15 protein-coding genes and 2 tRNA genes are annotated in these 21,291 nt (G+C 67.1%); 7 read left to right on the top strand and 10 right to left on the bottom strand.

What is annotated here, in order from left to right:
* The first annotated feature begins 33 nt into the window (after window positions 1–33).
* Window positions 34–1,092: a hypothetical protein gene (locus tag ACSQ1W_RS04125; protein ID WP_436041759.1), complete on the top strand. Its 1,059-nt coding sequence runs from the start codon at window positions 34–36 to the stop codon at window positions 1,090–1,092.
* A gap of 13 nt (window positions 1,093–1,105) precedes the next feature.
* Here the strand turns inward: ACSQ1W_RS04125 and ACSQ1W_RS04120 are convergent, their stop codons facing one another.
* Window positions 1,106–1,798: a methyltransferase domain-containing protein gene (locus ACSQ1W_RS04120; RefSeq protein WP_436041758.1), complete on the bottom strand. Its 693-nt coding sequence runs from the start codon at window positions 1,796–1,798 to the stop codon at window positions 1,106–1,108.
* Between the two features lie 139 nt (window positions 1,799–1,937).
* On the opposite strand from ACSQ1W_RS04120, the gene ACSQ1W_RS04115 reads away from it, so the two are divergent.
* The 6 genes from ACSQ1W_RS04115 to ACSQ1W_RS04090 are packed head-to-tail and all read left to right on the top strand — an operon-like array spanning window position 1,938 to window position 11,704.
* Window positions 1,938–6,200 carry an amino acid adenylation domain-containing protein gene (locus ACSQ1W_RS04115; RefSeq protein WP_436041757.1) on the top strand — a complete coding sequence of 1,421 codons (4,263 nt, stop codon included), beginning with the start codon at window positions 1,938–1,940 and terminating at the stop codon, window positions 6,198–6,200.
* Entirely contained in the window at window positions 6,200–6,952 is a 753-nt protein-coding gene (locus ACSQ1W_RS04110) for a serine aminopeptidase domain-containing protein (protein ID WP_436041756.1), read from the top strand. The genes ACSQ1W_RS04115 and ACSQ1W_RS04110 overlap by 1 nt, the downstream gene beginning before the upstream one ends.
* A 1-nt stretch (window position 6,953) precedes the next feature.
* Window positions 6,954–7,760, top strand: coding sequence for an alpha/beta fold hydrolase (locus ACSQ1W_RS04105; protein ID WP_436041755.1), 807 nt, complete (start codon window positions 6,954–6,956; stop codon window positions 7,758–7,760).
* 10 nt (window positions 7,761–7,770) lie between these two features.
* Window positions 7,771–9,381 carry a hypothetical protein gene (locus ACSQ1W_RS04100; protein ID WP_436041754.1) on the top strand — a complete coding sequence of 537 codons (1,611 nt, stop codon included), beginning with the start codon at window positions 7,771–7,773 and terminating at the stop codon, window positions 9,379–9,381.
* Window positions 9,378–10,412, top strand: coding sequence for a hypothetical protein (locus ACSQ1W_RS04095; protein WP_436041753.1), 1,035 nt, complete (start codon window positions 9,378–9,380; stop codon window positions 10,410–10,412). Before ACSQ1W_RS04100 ends, ACSQ1W_RS04095 begins: the two co-directional genes overlap by 4 nt.
* Before the next feature lie 2 nt (window positions 10,413–10,414).
* Window positions 10,415–11,704 carry a pyridoxal-dependent decarboxylase, exosortase A system-associated gene (locus tag ACSQ1W_RS04090; RefSeq protein WP_436041752.1) on the top strand — a complete coding sequence of 430 codons (1,290 nt, stop codon included), beginning with the start codon at window positions 10,415–10,417 and terminating at the stop codon, window positions 11,702–11,704.
* Window positions 11,705–11,722: 18 nt separating this feature from the next.
* Here the strand turns inward: ACSQ1W_RS04090 and ACSQ1W_RS04085 are convergent, their stop codons facing one another.
* The 9 genes from ACSQ1W_RS04085 to alaS form a co-directional block, all read right to left on the bottom strand.
* Window positions 11,723–13,291, bottom strand: a complete 1,569-nt coding sequence (locus tag ACSQ1W_RS04085) for a class I adenylate-forming enzyme family protein (protein ID WP_436041751.1) — start codon at window positions 13,289–13,291, stop codon at window positions 11,723–11,725.
* Entirely contained in the window at window positions 13,288–13,554 is a 267-nt protein-coding gene (locus ACSQ1W_RS04080) for an acyl carrier protein (RefSeq protein WP_436041750.1), read from the bottom strand. The genes ACSQ1W_RS04085 and ACSQ1W_RS04080 overlap by 4 nt, the downstream gene beginning before the upstream one ends.
* 97 nt (window positions 13,555–13,651) lie before the next feature.
* A complete protein-coding gene (locus ACSQ1W_RS04075) occupies window positions 13,652–15,016 on the bottom strand; it encodes a TIGR03013 family XrtA/PEP-CTERM system glycosyltransferase (protein ID WP_343227255.1) in 1,365 nt (454 codons plus the stop codon).
* A 331-nt stretch (window positions 15,017–15,347) separates the two neighbouring features.
* Complete coding sequence (locus tag ACSQ1W_RS04070; RefSeq protein WP_436041749.1) at window positions 15,348–17,021, bottom strand: hypothetical protein; 1,674 nt, start codon at window positions 17,019–17,021, stop codon at window positions 15,348–15,350.
* A gap of 143 nt (window positions 17,022–17,164) precedes the next feature.
* On the bottom strand, window positions 17,165–17,572 hold the full coding sequence (locus ACSQ1W_RS04065; RefSeq protein ID WP_436041748.1) for a hypothetical protein: 408 nt from the start codon (window positions 17,570–17,572) through the stop codon (window positions 17,165–17,167).
* 211 nt (window positions 17,573–17,783) lie between these two features.
* Window positions 17,784–17,860: transfer RNA gene (locus ACSQ1W_RS04060), tRNA-Arg, on the bottom strand.
* A gap of 174 nt (window positions 17,861–18,034) precedes the next feature.
* Window positions 18,035–18,127, bottom strand: a tRNA-Ser gene (locus ACSQ1W_RS04055).
* Between the two features lie 76 nt (window positions 18,128–18,203).
* Window positions 18,204–18,410: a carbon storage regulator CsrA gene (gene csrA, locus ACSQ1W_RS04050; RefSeq protein ID WP_162339065.1), complete on the bottom strand. Its 207-nt coding sequence runs from the start codon at window positions 18,408–18,410 to the stop codon at window positions 18,204–18,206.
* 151 nt (window positions 18,411–18,561) lie between these two features.
* On the bottom strand, window positions 18,562–21,213 hold the full coding sequence (alaS, locus tag ACSQ1W_RS04045) for an alanine--tRNA ligase (RefSeq protein WP_436041747.1): 2,652 nt from the start codon (window positions 21,211–21,213) through the stop codon (window positions 18,562–18,564).
* Between the last annotated feature and the right edge of the window lie 78 nt (window positions 21,214–21,291).

The following is a 21,291-nucleotide window of genomic DNA, read 5'->3' as shown; positions in this document are numbered from 1 at the left end:
GCGCGCCGCGCCGGCCTCCATCAGTGAGCCCAGATGCACGCCGAACAGACACCCGCTTACGTGATCGAGGAAGGGGACGCGACGCGCGACCGCGACGCGATCCTCGCCGCATGGAGCGGCCATTTCGGCCCCGATGAGGAGCATGCCGGCAAGCTGGCGCACTTCTACGAGCACTGCCCGTTCGGCACGCCGATCATCCGGTTGTTGCGCCATGTCGAGTCCGGCCAGGTGGCCGGCGTCATCGCGGCGGTGCCGCGGCGGATGCTGCTCGATGGCGCGGATATCCGCGCGGCGGTCATCTCCCACTTTTCGGTGCTGCCGGCCCACCGCACGCTGGGCCCGGCGTTGATGCTGCAGGCGGCGATCGTGGAGGCCTGCAAGGGGCGCTTCGACTTCATCTACGGCATCCCCAATCCGAAGGCGACGGCGATCCTGAAGCGCGCCGGCCATCGCACGCTGTGCCAGTTCGGCCGTTACGTGAAGGTCCTCCGGTACGGCCAGTACCTGTCGCGCGTCATGCCCGCCATGCTGGCGCGGCCACTCGCGCCCTTCGTCAATGCGGCGGTGCGCCTGCGCCACGCACTGCGTGCCGCCGCGCGCGCGGGCACGCGCTGCCACTGGAGCGACGTACCCGATCCGCGCATGGACGCCGTGTGGCGTGATTCGGACACGGGCCATGGCCTGCTGGCGGTGCGGGACTACGCACTGGCGAAATGGCGCTTCAACACCGCGCCGAGCGAACGGATGCGCTTCCTGCTGGTCACGCACGGCGAGCGGCTCTGCGCGTGGTTCGCCTGCGAGGACTCCACCGGTTCGCCGGGCACGCTGTCCGTGCTGGACTACTGGTTCGTCGACAACACGCTGACGAAGCGCCGGCATGCGATCAAGGTGCTACTGGACCGGGCCGTCTCCGACGGCCATACCGCTGTCGACATCGGGATGACGGGCGATCGCCATGCGCGCGACGGCTGGTTGGGTGAGCGCTTCATCCACCGCAGCGACCAGCCGGTGATGGGGCGCTGGCTGCACCCGGACGATCCCGCGCCCGACCCCGATCGCATCCACATGACCTACTCCGACCAGGACTCCTGAGCGGCCCGATGCCTCAGGCGTGATTCGCGTAGACGCGGAAGCTGTCGTTCGCAGCGACCAGCCGCAACGTCGGCGCCCGGTCGAACACGGCATGGCAGACCGGGTTGGCATACCCGATGACCAGGCGTCGCGGCTTCGCGGCGACGCCGGCCTCGATGCCGGCGAGCACCTGCTGCATGACCACTTCGTCGAACGGGTTGTAGAAATAGCAGAGCAGGTCGCCCTCCGGCAGCGTGTAGCGCGTGGCGTCCATGCACGCCACGTCGATCCGCGACTGCGTGTCGCCGCTTTTTCTGCGGTAGCGCTCGATGTTGTCGCGGGCTTCGTCGCACAGCGAGGCGAACAGCTCCACGCCGACCACGCGCGCGAAACCGTGGTCGGCGGCGAGCACCAGCGCGCGCCCCTTGCCGGAACCGAAATCGATGAAGGTGAACCGCCGCGGGTCCACGTCCGGCAGCGCGCGCATCATGCGCTTGAACTTCGCGTAGGGCCACGGCTGGTAGAACACCGCGTGCGCCCCGTGCTCCTGTGCACCGTCGATGCGCGCCAGTTCGTCGACGGCGACGATGCCTTCGGTGCGGATGCCCAGCCGTCGTTCGTGGTACCGGTCGTACGCCAAGCGGCACCACACCGGCACGTTGCGCAGAACGCCCCGCACGCCGACCCGCTTCACCATCTTCGCCAGCTTGCTTGCATTACCCAGCATCGATCGACTCCGGAGTGTCAGGGAAATCCGGTGACCCGGCGTGGCCGCCTGCGTCAACCTGTCGCATGTCCCTGAAAGACACGGAGCGGAGGCCCGATACCGGCCCTGACCGATCGGCGCGACTATTTCCGTTCAATGGATGCATTCGAACGCCCGACACCGGACCGCCGTGACCCAATCCAGCCCCGTCAACGCCTCCCTCTCCTACTGGCAGGAACGCCAGTCCGCCGGATTGCCGGTGGTCGAACTGCCGACCGACTTCCCACGCACGGCGCGGACCGCGGCCGTCTCGGAGCACGTGCAACGGCGCTTTCCGCTGCCGACCGGCGAGGCGCTGGACGCCCTTGCTCGCGACGCGGGCGTGGAGATCCACGACGTCCTGCTCGCCGCCTTCTGCGTACTGGTCGGCAGGCTGTGCGGCGAGGACAGCCTCGCCGTGGGCACCGCGGCCGGTGCGGTGGGCCCGATGCCGCTGTCGGTCACGCTGGAAGGCACGGACAGTTTCCGCACGCAGGTCGGTCGCGCGCACGGCGAACGGGTTGCCGCGCTCCGCCACGCGGAGGCGGCGCCTGACGCGTGGCGCGCCGCCGTCGATGCCCTGGCGACGCCGTCGGTCCTGTTCGGCGGCGACGCCCGTCCTGCGCCGGGCACCGAACTGGCCGTGACGGTGACCCGCGAGGGCGGGCAGCTGCTCGCGCAGGCAGGGTACGACGGCATGGTGTTCGCGCCGTCCACCATCGAGCGCTGGCTGGAAGCTTACGAAACGGTGCTGTCCGCCGGCCTGCTCGAGCCGGATGCGGCGATCGGCGCGCTGCCGATCACGTCGCCTACCCAGTTGGCCGCCCTGCACGCGCTGCAGCCCGCGCGTACCCCGCGCGACGCCCACCTGCGCCTGACCGATCTGATCGCTGCGCAGGCGCTGGCGACGCCGCAGCGGGTCGCGCTGCGCCATCAGGGCGAGCAATGGGACTTCGCGCGGCTGCGCGCGCGTGGCCTGCAGATCGCCCATGCGTTGCGCGCACGCGGTATCGGTCGCGGTTCACTGGTGGGCCTGTGCCTGGACCGTACGCCCGACATGCTGTGCGCAGCGCTCGGCGTGCTCGAAGCCGGGGCCGCCTATGTTCCGCTGGATCCCGCCTACCCGCGCGACCGCCTCGACTACATGGCGCGCGATGCGGATCTTGCGCTGCTGCTGGCGCAGACGGACACCGTCGAGCTGCTGGATTGGCCCGCAGCGCGGACGCTGCTGCTGGATCGCGACCTGCCCACGGCGTCCGGCACCCCGCTGCCGTTGGCCGACGATGAGCGCGCGGCGACGCCGGAATCACCGGCCTACGTCATCTACACCTCGGGCTCGACGGGACGTCCCAAGGGCGTGGTCGTTCCGCACCGGGCCGTGGTCAACTTCCTGCTGAGCATGCGGCATACACCGGGCATGACGGCCGACGACCGTCTGGTGGCGGTCACCACGCTGTCGTTCGACATCGCGGTGCTTGAGCTCTTCCTACCTTTGTGCACCGGTGCGGAAATCATCCTGGCCTCGCGCGAAGAGGCCATGGATGGACCATCGCTCGCCGGGCTGCTGCGCGAACACGACGCCACGCTCATGCAGGCCACGCCCGCGTCGTGGCGCATGTTGCTGGAGACCGGCTGGCGGCCGCCGGCGGGATTCAAGGCGCTGTGCGGCGGCGAAGCGCTGCCGACCGACCTGGTCCGCCCACTGTGCAACGATGGCGCACAACTGTGGAACATGTACGGACCGACCGAAACCACCGTCTGGTCCACGTGCGAATCCATCGGCGCCGACGATCCGTACATCTCGATCGGCCGCCCGATCGACAACACCACCGTCTGGATCCTGGACGCCAGGCTGCAACCGTGCCCTATCGGCGTTCCGGGCGAGATCTGGATCGGCGGCGGCGGCGTGACCCTGGGCTACCTGCATCGCGAGGAACTCACGCGCGAGCGCTTCATCGACGATCCGATGTCGCCCGGCGGATGGCTGTACCGCACCGGGGACCGCGGCCGCTGGCGCAACGACGGACGCCTGGAGCACATGGGCCGCCTTGATTTCCAGGTCAAGGTGCGCGGCTATCGCATCGAACTGGGCGAGATCGAAGCCAGCCTGTCCGAGTGCGACGGCGTGGAGCGCACGGTCGTGGTCACGCGCGAAGACCGTCCCGGGGACGTCCGCATCGTCGCCTACCTGACGCCCACCGCGGGCGCTGTTCCCGCGCCTGCCACGCTGCGACAGCAATTGCGCGAGCGGTTGCCCAGCTACATGGTCCCGCAGCATTTCGTCACGCTGCAGACGTTCCCGCTGTTGCCCAACGGCAAGATCGACCGCAAGTCGTTGCCGCCGCCGGGCGATACGACGGCGACGGCAACGACACAGCCGGTGGCGCCGCGCAACGACGTCGAGCGGTGCATCGCCGACCTGGTCCGCGCCGTGCTGTCGCGCGAGGAGGTCGGCATCCACGACGACTTCTTTGCGATCGGCGGCCATTCGCTGCTGGCGGCGCGGCTGCTGGAGAACATCCGCCGCACGTTCCCGGTCGACCTGCCGCTGCGCACGGTGTTCGATGCGCCGACCATCGCCGGGCTGGCCGCCGCCGTACAGGCAGGCGTCGCGATGGACGCACCCGTGCTGGAGCACCGCACGGCACACGGCGGACCGGCACCGCTGACCCTGATGCAGGAGCGCATCTGGATCCACGGCCAGCTGAATCCCGGCAGCGCCGCCTACAACATCCCGCTCGCCTTCCACCTGCGGGGAGCGTTCGACGAAGCCGCCTTCGCGCGTGCGTTCGAGCGCGTGGTGGCCCGCCAGGCGACGCTGCGCACGCGCATCGTCCAGACCGAGGACGGCCCCGCGCAGGTCGTGACGCCCGCCGACGACGCCACCGCCACGCTGCCGCCTATCATCGATGCCCCCGACCTGCCGGAATCCGGACAGCGCGACTGGCTGGCGCGGACGCTGCGTACCCTGGCGGGTGCGCCCATCGACCTGACGCAATCCCCCAGCTTCCATACGCAGTTGTTCCGGCTGAATCCGCAGGAGCACGTCTTCTTCCTGATGCCCCACCACGCGTTGTGGGATGGCGGGTCGACGGATCTGTTCTGCCGCGAGATGGGCGCCGCCTATGCCATGGAATGCGGAGTGCCCGCAGCGGACCTGCCGGAACTGGCGGTGGACTACGTCGACTACGCGTACTGGCACCGCCAGACACTCGACAGCGCGCTCCACGGGCAACACACCCGCGAGCAGCTGGACCAGTGGCAGCGGCTCCTGCAGCCGGCAGGGCTGCCGCCGCCGCTCGCCACCGACAGGCCGCGCACGCCCGGCGCGCCACGTGCCGCCGGCATGTCGCAGCTGTCCCTCGATCCCGACCTCACGGCACGCCTGCGACAGGTCGCACGCGACAACGGGACCACGCTGTACGTGGTGCTGATGGCGGCCTTCGAGGTGCTGCTGCATGGCCACGGTGGCGAAATTCGGCCGCTGCTCAGTTCGCCGACGCGCTTCGTGGATGCCGCGGCGGCGACGCCCCTGATGGGCATGTTCACCGGCACCGTGCCGGTGATGGTGGAGATTGCGCCCGAACAGGGCTTCGACCAATTGCTGGCGCAGACGCGCAGCCTGGTGCTCGACGGCATTTCGCGTCCGCACGTGCAGTTGGACGACCTGCTGCGCCAGCCCGCACTGCGCGGCTTCGCACGTCCCGGTTCGCCGTACCACGCACAGTTCTCCTACGAAGACATCAGCGAACGTCCCGATGGGTGGGGCCGCCTGACGGTCGAACAGTTGCCGCTGCTCGCGCAGGAAGTGACCGAAGACCTGATGATCTGGTTCTTCGATCGTCCCGCCGGCCTTTCCGCACAACTGCTCCACGATGCGGTCGTGTTCGACGCGGCCACCATCGACGGGCTGCTCGCACGCTATGTGCAGCTGCTGACACGCATCGCCGATGCGCCCGCGACCAGCATCGTGTCGCTGATCGGTGGCGCACCGGCCAAGGCAGTGCCGGCGGCTGCCGCGCGGGGCTCCGCGCAATCCACGCCGCAGGAAGCGGCAGCCACCGCGCCGTTCGCAACCGCGCTGACACCGGCCGAGGTCCTGATCGCCGAGGTATGGAGTGATCTGCTCGGCATCGGCGACATCGGGCCGCAGGACAATTTCATCGACCTGGGCGGGCACTCCCTGCTGGCGATGACGATGATCTCGCGGGTGGAGAAGCGCACCGGCGTTCGCCTCAACCTGCTCAAGGTCGCCAACAACACGTTGCGTGTGCTGGCGATGGAGATCCCCGCGGAGGCATCGCGCGGGACGTCCCGCAACACCTCCCTTGGCGCACGCCTGCGTCGCCTGTTCGGACGCGGCGACGCGTCGGGAGAGGCCTGATGGCAGGCAGGCTCCCGCTGCATTTCGGCTCGCCCGCCCGCCGCCTGTTCGGTGTCTTCCACCCAGCCCAGGATCCCCCCCAGGGCGCGCTGCTGGTGTGCCCGCCGTTCTTCCACGAGCATGCGCGCAGCTATCGCCTGTTCGCGTTGCTGGCGGATGCATTGAGCGAGCGCGGCATCGCGACGCTGCGCTTCGACTACTACGGCACCGGCGATTCCGCAGGCGACGACGACGACTTCACGCCCGAAGGCGCCTGCAAGGACGCCACCGAAGCGCTGGCATCGTTGCGCAGCCGCGTCCCGCACGCCCCGCTGTTCGTGATGGGAGTACGCGGAGGCGCGCTTCCCGCGCTCCGGCTGGTGCAGGAACATCCACCCGCCGCGCTGTGGCTGTGGCAGCCCGTCACCGACTGGCCCGGCCACCTGGACGAGTTGCAGCGCCTGCACGCGAGCCGGCGTGCGCTGGTGCCCGGCGCCGGCGATGAAGCCGCGGAGGCGACGTTGATGGGGTTCCGCTACGGCGAGGGAGTGCCGGCGCGGCTGGCAGCGCTGGGCAGCACGTCCCTGCCGCCGGCCTGCAGCCTGGTGTTGAGCGAATCGGCACCCTTCGACGGCCTGCCGGCCAACCGGACCCACCTTCCCCTTCCGCCGGCGTTGGCGAACTGGGTCTCGCGACCGGACATGGATGCGTTTCCCGGACGCCAGGTCCGCGACCTGGCCGCGCGCTTCCCCATTGCTTCCAGAACGGTCTGACATGGAAATCATCCTGTCGCTCGGCCCCGAGCTCTTCGGCCTGCTGACCCTGCCCGAGCAACGGCAGCACCCGGTGGCCGTCATCCTGCTCAATGCCGGCTTCATCCACCGTGCCGGCCCCTATCGCATGGGAACGCGCCTGGCCCGGTTGCTCGGCGAGGCCGGTTACCCCGTCCTGCGCTTCGACCTGCCCGGTATCGGCGACAGCATCGACCTCGCCGACCGGCCCGAAACGGACGTCATCCGCGGCGTACTCGACGCGGTCGCGAAGCAGACCGGCTGCCAGCGTTTCGTCATCGGCGGCCTGTGTGCGGCAGCCGACGCGGGCTGGAAGGTCGCGGTCGCCGATCCGCGCGTGGAGGGCGTGATCCTGCTGGACGGCATCGCCCGCAAGGGCGCCTGGGCGACGTGGGCGCGTCTGCGGCGGCTGGTGCGCAAGCCACCGTCGGCGTGGTTGACCGCCGTGCGCAACCTGCGCGGCCGGCCGGCGTCCACGCAGGACGAACCGCGCGACATCACCGACGCCGCCCTGCGCGACTGGCCCGCCGTGGGCGCGGAGCGCAGGGAGATGCAGATGCTGGTCGGGCGTGGCGTGCGCGTGTTCGCGCTGTACACCGGCGGCACGTCCTACTTCCTGCACCCGCGCCAGTTCCGCGCCACGTTCGGACGCAGTGCGTCCGCGCCGGAGGTGTCCTTCGTGCACTGGCCGGAGTCGGACCACGTCTTCCATCTGGACGCCCATCGGCAACGCCTGGTCGAGCGCATCCGCGCATGGCTGCAGGCCTCCTTTCCACCGCCCGCGACCTGAGGACGGGAACATGACGCACGCATCCTTCGCACCGGGACGCCCACCGCTGCATGCCGCGCACACGCAACGCCGCAGCCCCCTGGGTTTCAGTCTGGGCTGGCTGTCGCTGCTGGCCGCCCTCGGCGCCACGAACGGTGCGCACGCGGGCACCCCGGACGCGCGGCAGGCGATGCGCGCCGTCCTCGGCCTGCAGCCCTGCCAACCGTCGGGCAAGGGCAAGGACTACCAGGTCGGCCAGGGACAAGGACGACTGGCGTCGCTGGACCTGGTGCCGTGGGAAAAACTCGCCGCAGGCGACACGGTCCGCATCCACTATCGCGACGCGCCGTACGCGGGCAAGTTCATGCTGTCGGCGCGCGGCACCGGACAGGCGCCGGTACGCGTGTGCGGCATCCCGGGAGCGGACGGCAAGCGCCCGGTGGTGACCGGGCGCGATGCCGTCACCCGCAAGGGGCAGTCCTACGGCCACCCGCTGCACCAGTCGCGTTCGGTCATCGTCATCAAGCCGGCCGCGTCGGCGGGCTGGGAAGCCTATCCGCAACACATCCAGATCGACGGCCTGGACATCCGCAGCGCACACCCGAGCTACCAGTTCACCGACAGCGACGGTGCCCGCCGCCGCTACGACGAGTTCGGCGCCTGCATCTGGGTGGAACGTGGACACGGCATCACCATCGCCGACAATGCGATCTCCGATTGTTCGCAGGCGATCTTCACCAAGTCCACCGACGACGGCGCCTTCGCGCAGACGCGCGACATCCGCATCGCCGGAAACCGCATGTACAACAACGGGATCGTGGGCAACAACCGCCTGCATACCACCTATGTGCAGAGCATCGACGTGGTGTACGAGTTCAACCACTACGGTCCGCTGCGCGCCGGCGCCCGCGGCAACTCCATCAAGGACCGCTCGATCGGAACCGTCGTGCGCTACAACCGCATCGAGGACGGTGCGCGCGCACTGGACCTGGTGGAAGCCGAGGATTTCCCGCAGACCGCGAAGGCCACGCCCGCCTACCGCTCCACCTACGTCTACGGCAACCAGATCATCAAGGATGGCCGCAAGGGCAGCGTGATCCACTACGGCGGCGACCACAACGGCAGCTCGCCCGGTGAGGACTGGGGCGAGCCCAACAACCGCAAGGGCACGCTCTACTTCTATCACAACACCGTGCGCGTCACCGGCAACGGCTATGCCGCGATGTTCCAACTGTCGACCACGGAAGAACGGGCGGACGTGCGCAACAACATCTTCATTTTCGACGCCACCACGCAGAATCCCATCATGCGCGCCAGCACGGATGTCGGCGACGCGTGGACGGCGGGAGGCATCATCACCTTCGGGCGGAACTGGATCACCCGCGGATGGCGCGACACCCAGCCGAACAGCAAGGTGGGAGGTGCGCTGCAGGGTCGCGAGAACCTCGTGATGGATGGCATCATGCCGGTGGCCCCGACGACGCTGCGTCCGCTCGCCGGCACCGCCGCCATCGACGCCGCGCAACCCAACGCCCCCGCCACCCGGAGCCATCCCGTGCGCTATCAACTCGACACCCGCTCCGTTCCCATGGCCAGGCCGGTCAAGGGATCCGCGCCCGACCTGGGGGCCATCGAGTTTTGAGCGGCGCCGCGTACGACGTGGTCGAAGCCTCGGCGCGACACGATCGGGAACAGGTCCTCGCGCTCTGGGATGGCAATCTGGGCAGCGGTACGCGCCTGGGCCTGAAGTACGACTGGTTCTATCTGGACTGCCCCGGCGACGCACCGCTGGTGATGTCGCTGCTGCATCGCGAAACGGGAGCGCGCGTGGGCGTGGTCGCCGCCGGTGAGCGGCGCATGCTCTGGCGGGGGCAGCCCGCGCGCGGCGCGCTCATGGTCGATCTGGCCGTGGCACCCGAGCACCGCTGGCTGGGGCCGGCGCTGATCCTGCAGCGACGCATGAAACAGGTCGCCGCCGAACGCTACGACCTGCTTTACGTGTTCCCCAATCCCCTGGCCACTCCCGTCTACCTGCGGGCAGGCTATTCGCAACTGGGCGAGATCGTGCGCTATGCGCGCGTGCTGCGGCATCAGGACTATCTGGCGCGCCACCTGCCGACGCCGCTGGCATGGGCGGGCGGTTCGCTGCTGGACGCGCTCGACCGCGTGCGTCGGCGACTGCGTGCGCGCCCGTGCCGACACGAGTGGGTCGATCGCAGTACCGATGAGATGGACCGTCTGTGGGCGGGCAGCCATCACGGCGACGGCCCGATCACGATACGGGACCGTGCCTACCTGGACTGGCGATTCGACCGCTCGCCCCTGGCCAGCACGCGCTACCTGCTGCTGCGTGGGGACGATGGCCGGCTGGAGGCCTGGTTCGCCTGCCAGGCGCGCGAAGACAACATCCTGCACGTCCACGACTTCTGGTCGGTCGACGCCGTGGAAGGTCTCGCGCGCACGCGCGTCGACACCTTGCTGCATGCGGCCCATGCGGCCGGCCATCGTGCCGTCTGGTTCGAGTTCGCCGGCGCCTCCACAGCGGTGGCAGGCTGGCTCGCGGCCGGGTTCAAGCCACGCTCGCGCCGTCCCGTATTCGGTCACGCCACGACATGCCCGCCGCAAGCGCTCGCCGCGACCCTGCACCTGACCGCCGCCGACGAGGACGAATGAGCATGTCCGGCCAAGACACCGCACCTTCCCCGCAGCCCACCGACGACGTGGCGACCGCCGTGCCGGCGCCCGCAACCGCATGGATGGACGACGCGCCGTGGCCACGGGACGACGCCAACGAATTGCTGGTGAACGGAACACCGCTCGCGCGCGTCGTCGACGCGATCGGACAGACACCCTGCTACGTGTACGACCGTTCGCGACTGATCCACCGCGCGACCACGCTCAAGTCGCGCCTGCCCTCCCGCGTGCGCCTGCACTACGCCATCAAGGCGAACCCGATGCCGGCCCTGGTCGGCCTGATGGCCGGCCTGGTCGATGGCCTGGACGTCGCCTCGCGCGGGGAGCTGCGCGTCGCCCTCGATGCCGGGATGGCACCGGAGCACATCAGCTTCGCCGGCCCCGGCAAGTCGGCGCAGGAACTCCAGCAGGCGCATGCGGCCGGGATCCTGATCAACATCGAGTCCTTCCGCGAGATCGATCTTCTCGCACGGCTCTGCGAAGACACCGGCCGTCCGGCACGCGTGGCGGTGCGGGTCAATCTCGCGTTCGAGCTGAAGTCCTCGGGCATGAAAATGAGTGGCGGCGCGCGTCCGTTCGGGATCGACGCCGAACGCGTCCCGCAAGCCCTCCAGCGGATCGCAGGCAGCGGACTCGCCTTCGAAGGCTTCCATATGTTCGCGGGATCGCAGAACCTGCGCGCCGCCGCGATCGTGGAAACGCAGCAGAAATGCTACGAGCAGGCACTGGAGTGGAGCGCGCTCCTGCCCTCGCCGCTACGCTCGCTCAATCTGGGCGGCGGATTCGGCATTCCCTACACGCTCCAGGAAACACCTCTGGATATCGCACCGATCATGGACAACCTCGCCATGCTCGATGCGCGTGCAGCGTCGGATTTCCCCGATGCGTACCTGACGGTCGAGCTGGGGCGGTATCTGGTCGCCGAAGCCGGCCTCTATGTTGCGCGGGTGGTCGACCGGAAAACATCACGCGGACAGGTCTTTCTGGTCACCGACGGCGGCATGCACCACCATCTGGCCGCTTCCGGCAACTTCGGCCAGGTCCTGCGCAAGAACTATCCGGTGTGCATCAACGCGGGGCATGGCGAGTATGCGCAGGCCAGCGTCGTCGGCCCGCTGTGCACGCCCCTGGACCTGCTCGCCGACCGTGCAGCCCTGCACCAGGCCGAGGTGGGCGATCTCGTCGTGGTGTTCCAGTCCGGCGCCTACGGCCGCAGTGCGAGTCCCCGCGATTTCCTGGGGCACCCGGACGTGATCGAAGCCCTGGTCTGACCCGTCCGCTGCGGCCGGTCACTCGCCGTCGGGCAACGGCCTGCCTTCCGCTTCCGCCTGCAGCACGCTGCGCCGGATCTTCCCCGTCCCGGTCTTCGGCAAGGCATCGCGGAACTCGACCGTTCTCGGCACCATGAATTCTTCGAGATGGGCGCGGCAGTGGGCGATCACGCCGCGCGCATCGATGTCGCCATCGTCCGCGACGATGATCGCCTTCAGTGCATGGCCAAGCACGGGATCCGGCACGCCGACCAGGGCGGCCTCGCGGATGCCGGACATGGCGTAAAGGACGTTCTCCACTTCCTTGGGACTGACCTTCTCGCCGCGCGACTTGAGAATGTCGTCCTTGCGGCCGACGAAGTACAGGAACCCTTCGTCATCCATGCGGAACAGGTCGCCCGTGTGCAGCACCTTTTCCCAGGGATAACGCCCCGTCTTGAGCGCTTTCGCCGTCGCTTCCTCGTTACGCCAGTACCCTTGCATGACGTGACCGCCACGCACGACCAGCTCACCGACATGACCCGGCCCCAGCGGCGCGCCGTCATCGCCGGCCACCCACACCTCGGTGCCCGGAATGGCGATGCCCACGCTGTCCGGCTTGCGCGCAAGATGTTCGGGCGGCAGGTAGGTGCAGCGCTTCGATTCGGTCATGCCGTACATCGAATAGATCCGGGCGTTCGGAAACATCTCCTGCAGGCGGAGGATGTGCGCGGGCGGCAGTGCCGCCGCCGTGTTCGTCAGGTAGCGCACGCTGTGCGCCCACTCCGGCGGGAAATTCCGCAGCTGCACGATCAGCGCGGCCATGGTCGGCACCAGCGGGAACCCGGTGACGCCTTCACGGGCGAGTAGCGGCAGCACCTTCTGGGGGAACGCGAAGGATTTTTCCAGCACCAGGGTGGCGCCCATCTTCACACACATCAGCAACTGGTAAAGACCGTAATCGAACGACAGCGGGAGCACGCTGAGGACCACATCGCCGGGCTGCGACTGCAGATAGCAGGTGATCGACGAGGCGGCGTGCTCGATGTTCTTGTGCGTCATCATGACGCCCTTCGGATGTCCGGTCGAACCCGAGGTGTACACCAGCATCGCCAGATCGGTATCGATCCCCGCGATCGCAGGCGCAGCGTCCGCGCCGTCCACGAATCCGGCGTACCCGATGCTGCCCGGCGGCCAGGTCTTTACTCCCGGCTCGTCGACCACCACGATCGTGCGCACGCTCGGCGATTGCGAGGCCGCCGCTGTGGCCACCTCCAGCAGGCTGGCCTGGGTGAACAGCACCGAGGCTTCGCAGTTGCCCAGCACGAAGGCCAGCTTGTCCGCCTTGGTGGTCGGATTGATCACGCTGAAGACACCGCCCGCGCGCAGCGTGCCGTAGATACCGACGGCCACCTCGGGACGATTCTCCATGAAGACCACGCAGCGCTCGCCATTGGCGAATCCCGCCCGCGTCGACAGCGCGCCCGCGAACCGCTCGGCGGCTGCATTCAATGCGGCGAAACTGATGCGGTCCGTACCGCTGACGATGGCCGTGCGCTCGCCATGCGCCCGCGCACCGGCGGCGAGGTGCGCTTCGCAGCGGATCATCCGGCCTGAACCGTGCCGCCGAGCTTCCCGCTCACGAAGGCGACCAGGCTGTCGATGCTGTCCAGGTTCTCCGGCACCACATCCTCGTCGTCGACCACGATCCCGAACTGCTCTTCCAGCCAGGTCACGAGCGTGAGTACGCCGATGGAATCGATGGCACCACTGTCCAGGAGGCTGCGCCCCTGCTGGCTTTCCTCACCCCCTGCGGGCATCGGAAACGTCGTTGCGACGAATGCACTGATCTGCTGCCGGATGGACTCCATCCATGTTCCCTTCTTCTGCAAGCACGCGCACGATCATCCGTGATCACCGCAGCCTTTCCCCATCAAGCCGCCCACTCCCTGGGCGGCCCTTGCATCCTCAACGTCCGCCGCGCCGGAACAGCACCACCTCGACGGTCTGCAGCAGGATCATCAGATCGAAAACGAGGCCGTGGTTCTTGACGTAGAAGAGGTCGAACTTGAGCTTTTCCTCGGCATCCTTCACCGAGGCGCCGTACGGATAGCGCAACTGCGCCCACCCCGTGAGGCCCGGCTTCACCGAGTGTCGAACGCTATAGTAGCGGATCTCGCTGTTGAGCTGGTCCACGAACTGAGGACGCTCTGGGCGCGGCCCGACGAAACTCATGTCGCCTGCGAGCACGTTGAACAGCTGCGGCAACTCGTCCAGCCGGGTCTGGCGGATGAATCGCCCCACCCGCGTGGTGCGATCGTCGTTCGCCGTCGCCCACCGGGCAACACCGTCTTTCTCCGCATCGGTCCGCATGCTGCGGAACTTCACCACGTTGAAGCTGCGCCCGCCTTCGCCAACGCGCACCTGCCGGTACAGGATGGTCGAGCCCGTGCCTTCCAGCCGCACGCACAGGGCGACCAGCAGCATCGCCGGCCACGCGACCAGCAACAGCAGCAACGCCGCCATGACATCGAAAAAACGCTTGCTGAGCCTGCGGGGAAGCGAGTGGTCGAATCCACCGGCGAACACCAGCGACGAAGGATCCACGACCTCCAGCTTGATCAGCCCGGCCTCACGCTCGAAGAACACCGGCAGATCCACCACCGACACGCCCGCCTGGGCGCAGGCTAGGATATCTTCCATCGGCAGGCCGCCGCGACGCTCGTCGGGCGCGATCAGGATCTCGTCGATTTCCAGTCGGGCCGCCAGTTCGGGCAGACGCTCATCGCCGTTGATCAGCAGGTCTTCGGACACCATGGTCTCCTGCCCTTTGACGGGCAGGAAGCCGACCACCACGAAGGATTGCCGATCCGATCGACGACGCATGCGGCGATTGATGAGGTCTGCGTTCTTGCCCGCGCCGTACACCAGGATCCGGCGCTTGAAGGCATCGAATCCGATCAGCCGGTAAGCGCCGGCTCGCAGCAGGCATACGCCGAGAAGTCCCAGCAACAGCGCAAGCATGAAGACCGTGCGCCCGATGTGCGTCATCGGCGCCAGGTAGTAGAGCACCAGCAGGCCGACGGCACCGAAGACGAACGACAGCACGATGCGGATCGCGAAGTCGATGCGCGTGTGCCGGACATGAGGCTGGTAGAGGCCGAAGGCGACCATCGAGACCGTGATGACCAGGGCGAAGATCAACCCGCGGATGAAGCCGGTCTCCAGAAACACCTGTCGGCCTTCGTCATCACCCAGAAAGCGCAACCACGCCGCGCCGGCGACCGCCAGCAGCAAGATGGCGACTTCAAGCAACCACAGAACGCGCGTCACCCGATTTGTGCGACTCGCAAAGGCATGTGCCACGACCCTACCCCCTGATTCCCGCGCCGAGATCCCCTGCCCTGGAACGGTTTTCCCAGGACAGCATCCAGGCTGGAAACGGAGGCTTGCCGACCCAATCCGACATGGAACGGAATGCCTCCAGTCCCTGTTTCCCGCCTTACGGTCGATCTAACGTCAGGCGTGCCGGTGAGCGGCCAATGTGGCGCAACCGTCTGCGCGGAAGCCCGCGCGACGGATCTCGGGCATCAGGAGTCCCGGCTGAAAACGGCGGAAGGCGGCCACGTCGACAACGCGGCCGCCTTCCGGGGGAACATCCTGCTTAGGGGTGCTTGCAGATCGAGCGTTCGCCCTCGGCGCTTTCTTCGGTGTCGCACCACGAGGCCGCGGGTGCGGCCCAGCGCCGGTAGCGCGGCTGCGAAGGCTGCGTGACGTACTTGCGCACCCGGCGCGCCGTGGTCGTCGTGTCGACCGCCGCCCCGGTCAGGGAAGGCACCCCCGGGACAGCGCCAGCGGTGGCCACAGGCGCCGGACTCAGCGCCGCCGTGGGGACCGATGCAGCGCCCGTGGCGGCGGATGCGCCACCGGGCTGGAGCGGCTGCGAGCCATTGACGCGGACGGGCTTGGCCGGCTCGGTACCGCCGGCGGATTCCAGTGCGCCGATCGAGAGCCGCGCACCGGAGAGCACGCGCGAGCGCTGGCCGTTGAGATCGAGCTTGGCGCGCGAGGGCGGATCGAACAGCGGAATCAGCTGCGGCGACGGGAACGGAAACGCGGTAGGCGTCGGCGGCGGGTTGCTGCCATTGCCGACCAGCACGCTCGACGACGCAGGACGCAGATTCCATTGGGCAACGCTGGTCAGGCCCGGATCGCTGCCGTTGCGCGTACCGGTCCATTCGCCGGGCACGTTGCCCGCGCCGGATTTCACCCAGTTGTTGCTGCCCGCGACCTTGCGACCGGCGTCCCAGGCCGACGTGCCCGTCGGTCCGCAGTAAGGCGTCTCGGCCGACGAGTTCTCCACGATGACGGTCGGCGAGCCCGTGCTCGTCTGGTGGATGACGTTGTTGTGCATCTCCAGCGAACCGGCGCCCAACTGCACCATCACGGCGTTGGCCGTGCCACTGCGCGTGAACAGGATCGTGTTGTTGACCAGGCGCACGCGCCCCTGGCTGCGTCCGTTCAGATCGCCACCGATGCGGATCGCGTTGGCCCAGGAACCAGACTGGACGATGACGTTGCCGACGATATCCGAATCTTCGCGACGCAATCCGGCATTCCAGCCGGACTGTTGCGTGGCGCAATCCGGACCGATCAGCTCCAACGCCTGGTAGGTGGCGCCTTCGAGCCAGTTGTAATAGATCTCTGCCCGCTCATGGCGGACCTTGACCAGGTTTCCACCCGTTCCGCTATGGATGTAGTTGAACTGCATGCGGAACACCGCGCCGGGAAACGCCACTTCGTCCGACTGCATGTAAATGGGATGGCGCTGCGAGCCACTACCGCTGTTGCGGATTTCGCTGTACTCGAGCGTGAACGAGCCAGAGTTCTGGTCCGCCGCAAGGATGCCGTGCGAAGGACAGTTGCGGATCACGGCGTCACGCACCGTCACGTTGTGCGCCTCGCTGAAAATGCAGGTATTGGAACCGCCGGTGACTTCGAAGCCTTCGAAGACCACGTTGTTCGAACGCTGGAACTTGATCGTGTTGGTTCCGCCCTGCAGCAAGGGTCGCGACTGACCGGCTGCGCGCTTCCAGCGGATGATCACAGGATTGCCGGCATCGCCTCCATCGTCGCTGTTGACGACGATATTGCCGTTATACGTAGCATTGCCATCGACCTCGACGATATCGCCGGGCGCGAGATTATTGTTGGCGAACACCGCCGAGAGCTGCGTGTACTGCCGACCGGAAGGACCTACCGTATAGGTAGCCGACCAGGCGAGGCAGGGGGCAGTGACCAAGGAGAGGGCCAGGGCGGCCTTGGAGAAACTACGCATGGATAACCGACGTCAGGACAGGGGACGAGGAAAACTATATCGACCCCTTTACAACCACAGGTGAAAAGAAGTAGCCAATCTCCGAATAGCAGGATCTCGTCACATAATAATCTCGACTGCGGCCGGAAATAATCGGGCCGACATCACCGGCGTACTCCCAATATCTTTCCCGCCTCATAGGCGTCCAGCAGATCGCTCTTGCGGAGAATGATCCGCTCGTTATCGTCGAAACTGGCTTTTCCGCCGCCCTCCGCAAGCGCTCTCAAGGCCGCGCGCTCGTCGGTCGAACCGCCATTTTCCGTTACCAGCGTGATCTCATCGCCCTCCACCGCGATCACTCTCATCAAACCGAAGGCACGCCCGCTCTGCTCGAAATCAGCGTCGGAGAAATAGGTAAGTTCGGCCGCATAGTGATCGCCTACCGCGGGCGCCTGCAAAAGCGCCTGTTCCTGCTGCTGCCCGGATGCGGCATCGCGCCCGCAGGCGACCAGTGCGACCGCCGCCAGAAACAGGACCACGAACGGACACCACTTTTTCAACGATGACGCCATGTCGAACCTCGCTGCTTTCCGCTGGAGTCATGATGCTCATTGGACCTGGACGACGACAGACGCGTCGCGACACATACGCACTCGATCATATGCGCTAACGGCAGCACCCATGCCACCAGACATCGACAGCAGATCTCGGACGGTGGGCGCCGGCAGAATGACCAGGCACAAAAAAAACCGGCAAGTTTCCTTGCCGGTTTTTTCTTTTGTATGGCGCGCCCGGAGAGATTCGAACTCCCGACCGCCTGGTTCGTAGCCAGGTACTCTATCCAGCTGAGCTACGGGCGCGTGAGGAGCGGAATTATGCGTGAGACGTTTTCCGCTCGTCAATCTTTTTCTACTTCTTTGTTGCTTCCCGTGGCGTCACTGACGACGCTTCCGGAGGATGCTTCGCCGAGCAGAGCTACGGCATCGGCATCCTGTTTCCCCACGCGTTTCGGTAAGGCAAGACGAACTTCAAACTGGCGGAGTGAGAGGGATTCGAACCCTCGATAAGGCTTTTGACCCTATACTCCCTTAGCAGGGGAGCCCCTTCAGCCGCTCGGGCATCACTCCGGTTTGTCGCTCGCATTGCAGCCAAGCTGCAGCGGCCGCATAGGATAGCGGCTCACCGCGCAGGCGGCAAACAAAATCAGTCGGTGATGTTTTCCGAAGCGGCCGGCGACGAAATTTCCTCGCCACGCTGGATGCGCTGATAGATCTCTTCGCGATGCACAGCCACATCCTTGGGTGCGGTGATGCCGATGCGCACTTGGTTGCCTTTGACGCCAAGGACGGTCACCGTGACCGAATCGCCGATCATCAGGGTTTCGCCGACACGGCGGGTCAAGATCAACATGTTTCTTCTCCGTAATCCGGCAAAGGATAGTGCCGGGGGCGCGCTGGTCCCGTGAAAACGGGTCGGCGGCTTCCTGGTACATTCATGAACCTAAAGCATGTTAGCGGCCGGAGGCACACGGCCGCAAGCACCGATTGGTCCAATACGCGGGTCAGCCCAGTCGCTGCTGGACCCACTCCGGAACGCCCTGCAGGGCGGTCGCAAGGGCGGGCCCGTCCTCGCCACCACCCTGGGCGAGGTCCGGGCGGCCACCGCCCTTGCCGCCGATCTGACCCGCGATATGTGAGAGGAGTTCCCCCGCCTTGACCTTCCCGGTTGCGGCGCCGTTCACGCCCGCCACCAGCGCCGCCTTGCCGTCGGCCGCACCGGCCAGGACGATAACGGCGTCCCCCAACTGCTGTTTCAGGCGGTCCATGGCATCACGCAAGGCCTTGGCATCAAACCCTTCCAGTCGCGAGGCAAGCACGCGGATCCCGCCTACTTCAACGGCAGCGCTGCCCAGGTCCGAGGTGGCGCTGGACGCCGCCTTGGCCTTCAGCGCCTCGAGTTCGCGCTCGAGCTTCTTCTGCCGGTCGGCCAGCGAACGGATCTTCTCGACCACCTCGCCGGTGCTGCCACCCAGCAGACCGGCCGCCTCGGACAGCCGGCGCTCCTCGTCGGCCACGTAATCCAGGGCGCCCTGCCCTGTCACCGCCTCGATACGCCGGACGCCCGCGGACACGCCGCTTTCGCCGACCAGCTTGAACAGGCCGATGTCGCCGGTACGGCCGACGTGGGTGCCGCCGCAGAGCTCCGTGGAGTAGTCGCCCATCTTCAGTACACGGACGTTCTCGCCGTACTTCTCGCCGAACAGGGCCATGGCACCGAAATCCAGGGCCTCCTGCATACCCATGTGATGCACTTCGGCGGCGCTATTGGCGCGGATCTGCGCGTTGACGCGGCGCTCGATCTCGGCCAGTTCGGCCGCCGTCATCGGCTGGAAGTGGGAGAAGTCGAAGCGCAGGCGGTCCGGCGCGACCAGCGAACCCTTCTGCTGGACGTGCGTACCCAGCACCTCGCGCAGCGCCGCATGCAACAGGTGGGTGGCCGAATGATTGAGGATGGTGCTGGCACGGCGCGCGGCATCGACCGATGCGACCACATGATCGCCCAGCTTCAACGTGCCCTTGGCCACGCGGCCGGCGTGACCGTGGAACTGTCCCGCGAACTTCAGCGTATCGGCGACATCGAATTCCACGCCCTGCTCGGCCAGTACTCCCATGTCGCCGACCTGGCCGCCGGACTCCGCGTAGAACGGCGTGCGATCCAGGATCACCACCGCCTCGTCGCCGGCATCGACGGACGCCACGGGACGTCCGTCCTTCAACAGGGCGACGACCTGCAGGCCACCGGCATCGAGCTGGTCATAGCCCAGGAACGCGGTCGGAGAGAGCTTGGCCACCAGGTCCGCCGGCAAACCGGTGTTCGACGTGAACTTGCCTGCGGCGCGGGCGGTCTCGCGCTGCTGCTCCATTGCGGCATCGAAGCCGGCCATGTCCACGGTGAGCCCGCGCTCGCGCGCGATGTCGGCGGTCAGATCGACCGGGAAGCCGTAGGTGTCGTACAGCCGGAACGCGTCGGCACCGGGAATCACGCCATCGGCCACGCGTGCGGCGACGTCGTCGAAGATGCGCATGCCGGAGTCCAACGTTTCGGCGAAACGCTCCTCTTCGGCCTTGAGCGCGCGCTCGACCAACTCACGGGCCGCGGGCAGCTCGGGATAGGCATCGCCCATCAGCTCGGACAGCGTGCCGACCATCCTGTGGAAGAACGGCTGGCGCACGCCCAGCATCCAGCCGTGCCGCAGCGCGCGCCGGATGATCCGGCGCAGCACATAGCCCCGGCCCTCGTTGGAGGGCAGCACGCCGTCGACGATCAGGAAGCTGCAGGCGCGGATATGGTCGGCGATGACGCGCAGCGACTTGTTCTCGAGATCCGTGGTACCGGTCAGTTCCGCCGCCTTGCGGATCAGACCCTGGAACAGGTCGATCTCGTAATTGGTGTGGACATGCTGCAGGACCGCCGCAAGGCGCTCCAACCCCATGCCGGTATCGACACAGGGCGCCGGCAGCGGGACAAGTGTGCCGTCGGGTTGGCGGTCGAACTGCATGAAGACGTTGTTCCAGATCTCGATATAGCGGTCCCCATCCTCATCGGGGGAACCCGGCGGGCCACCAGCGATATGGTCGCCGTGGTCGTAGAAGATCTCGGTGCAAGGTCCGCAGGGGCCGGTGTCGGCCATCTGCCAGAAATTGTCAGAGGCGTACGGCGCGCCCTTGTTGTCGCCGATGCGGACGATCCGCTCGGCCGGCAGGCCGATCATGTCGTGCCACAGATCATAGGCCTCGTCGTCCGTGTGGTAGACGGTCACCAGCAGACGTTCCTTCGGCAGCTTCCAGACTTCGGTCAGCAGCTCCCACGCCCAGCCGATGGCTTCTTTCTTGAAATAGTCGCCGAACGACCAGTTGCCCAGCATCTCGAAGAAGGTGTGATGGCGCGCGGTGTAACCGACCGAATCGAGGTCGTTGTGCTTGCCGCCCGCGCGCAGGCATCGCTGCACGTCGGCTGCACGCACATAGCTACGCTTCTCAGCGCCCAGGAACACGTCCTTGAACTGCACCATGCCGGAATTGGTGAAAAGCAACGTGGGATCGTTGCCCGGGACCAGCGAGGCGGAGGGCACGATGGTGTGGCCCTTGCCGGCAAAGAAATCGAGGAAATCCTGGCGGATCTGGCGGGTGCTGAGGGTATTGGAAGTGGTCATCTGGCAGGCATTGGCTGGAAGGCGCCTCATTGCGCCGTTCCATCCACACACATGCGGACGCGGCCGGGGGAAGCAACC

This window comes from Pseudoxanthomonas sp. LjRoot143 (assembly GCF_964252945.1).
GTDB lineage: Bacteria > Pseudomonadota > Gammaproteobacteria > Xanthomonadales > Xanthomonadaceae > Pseudoxanthomonas_A.
The sequence above is the reverse complement of the archived record's forward strand: the minus strand, read 5'-3'. Positions and strand labels throughout refer to the sequence as shown.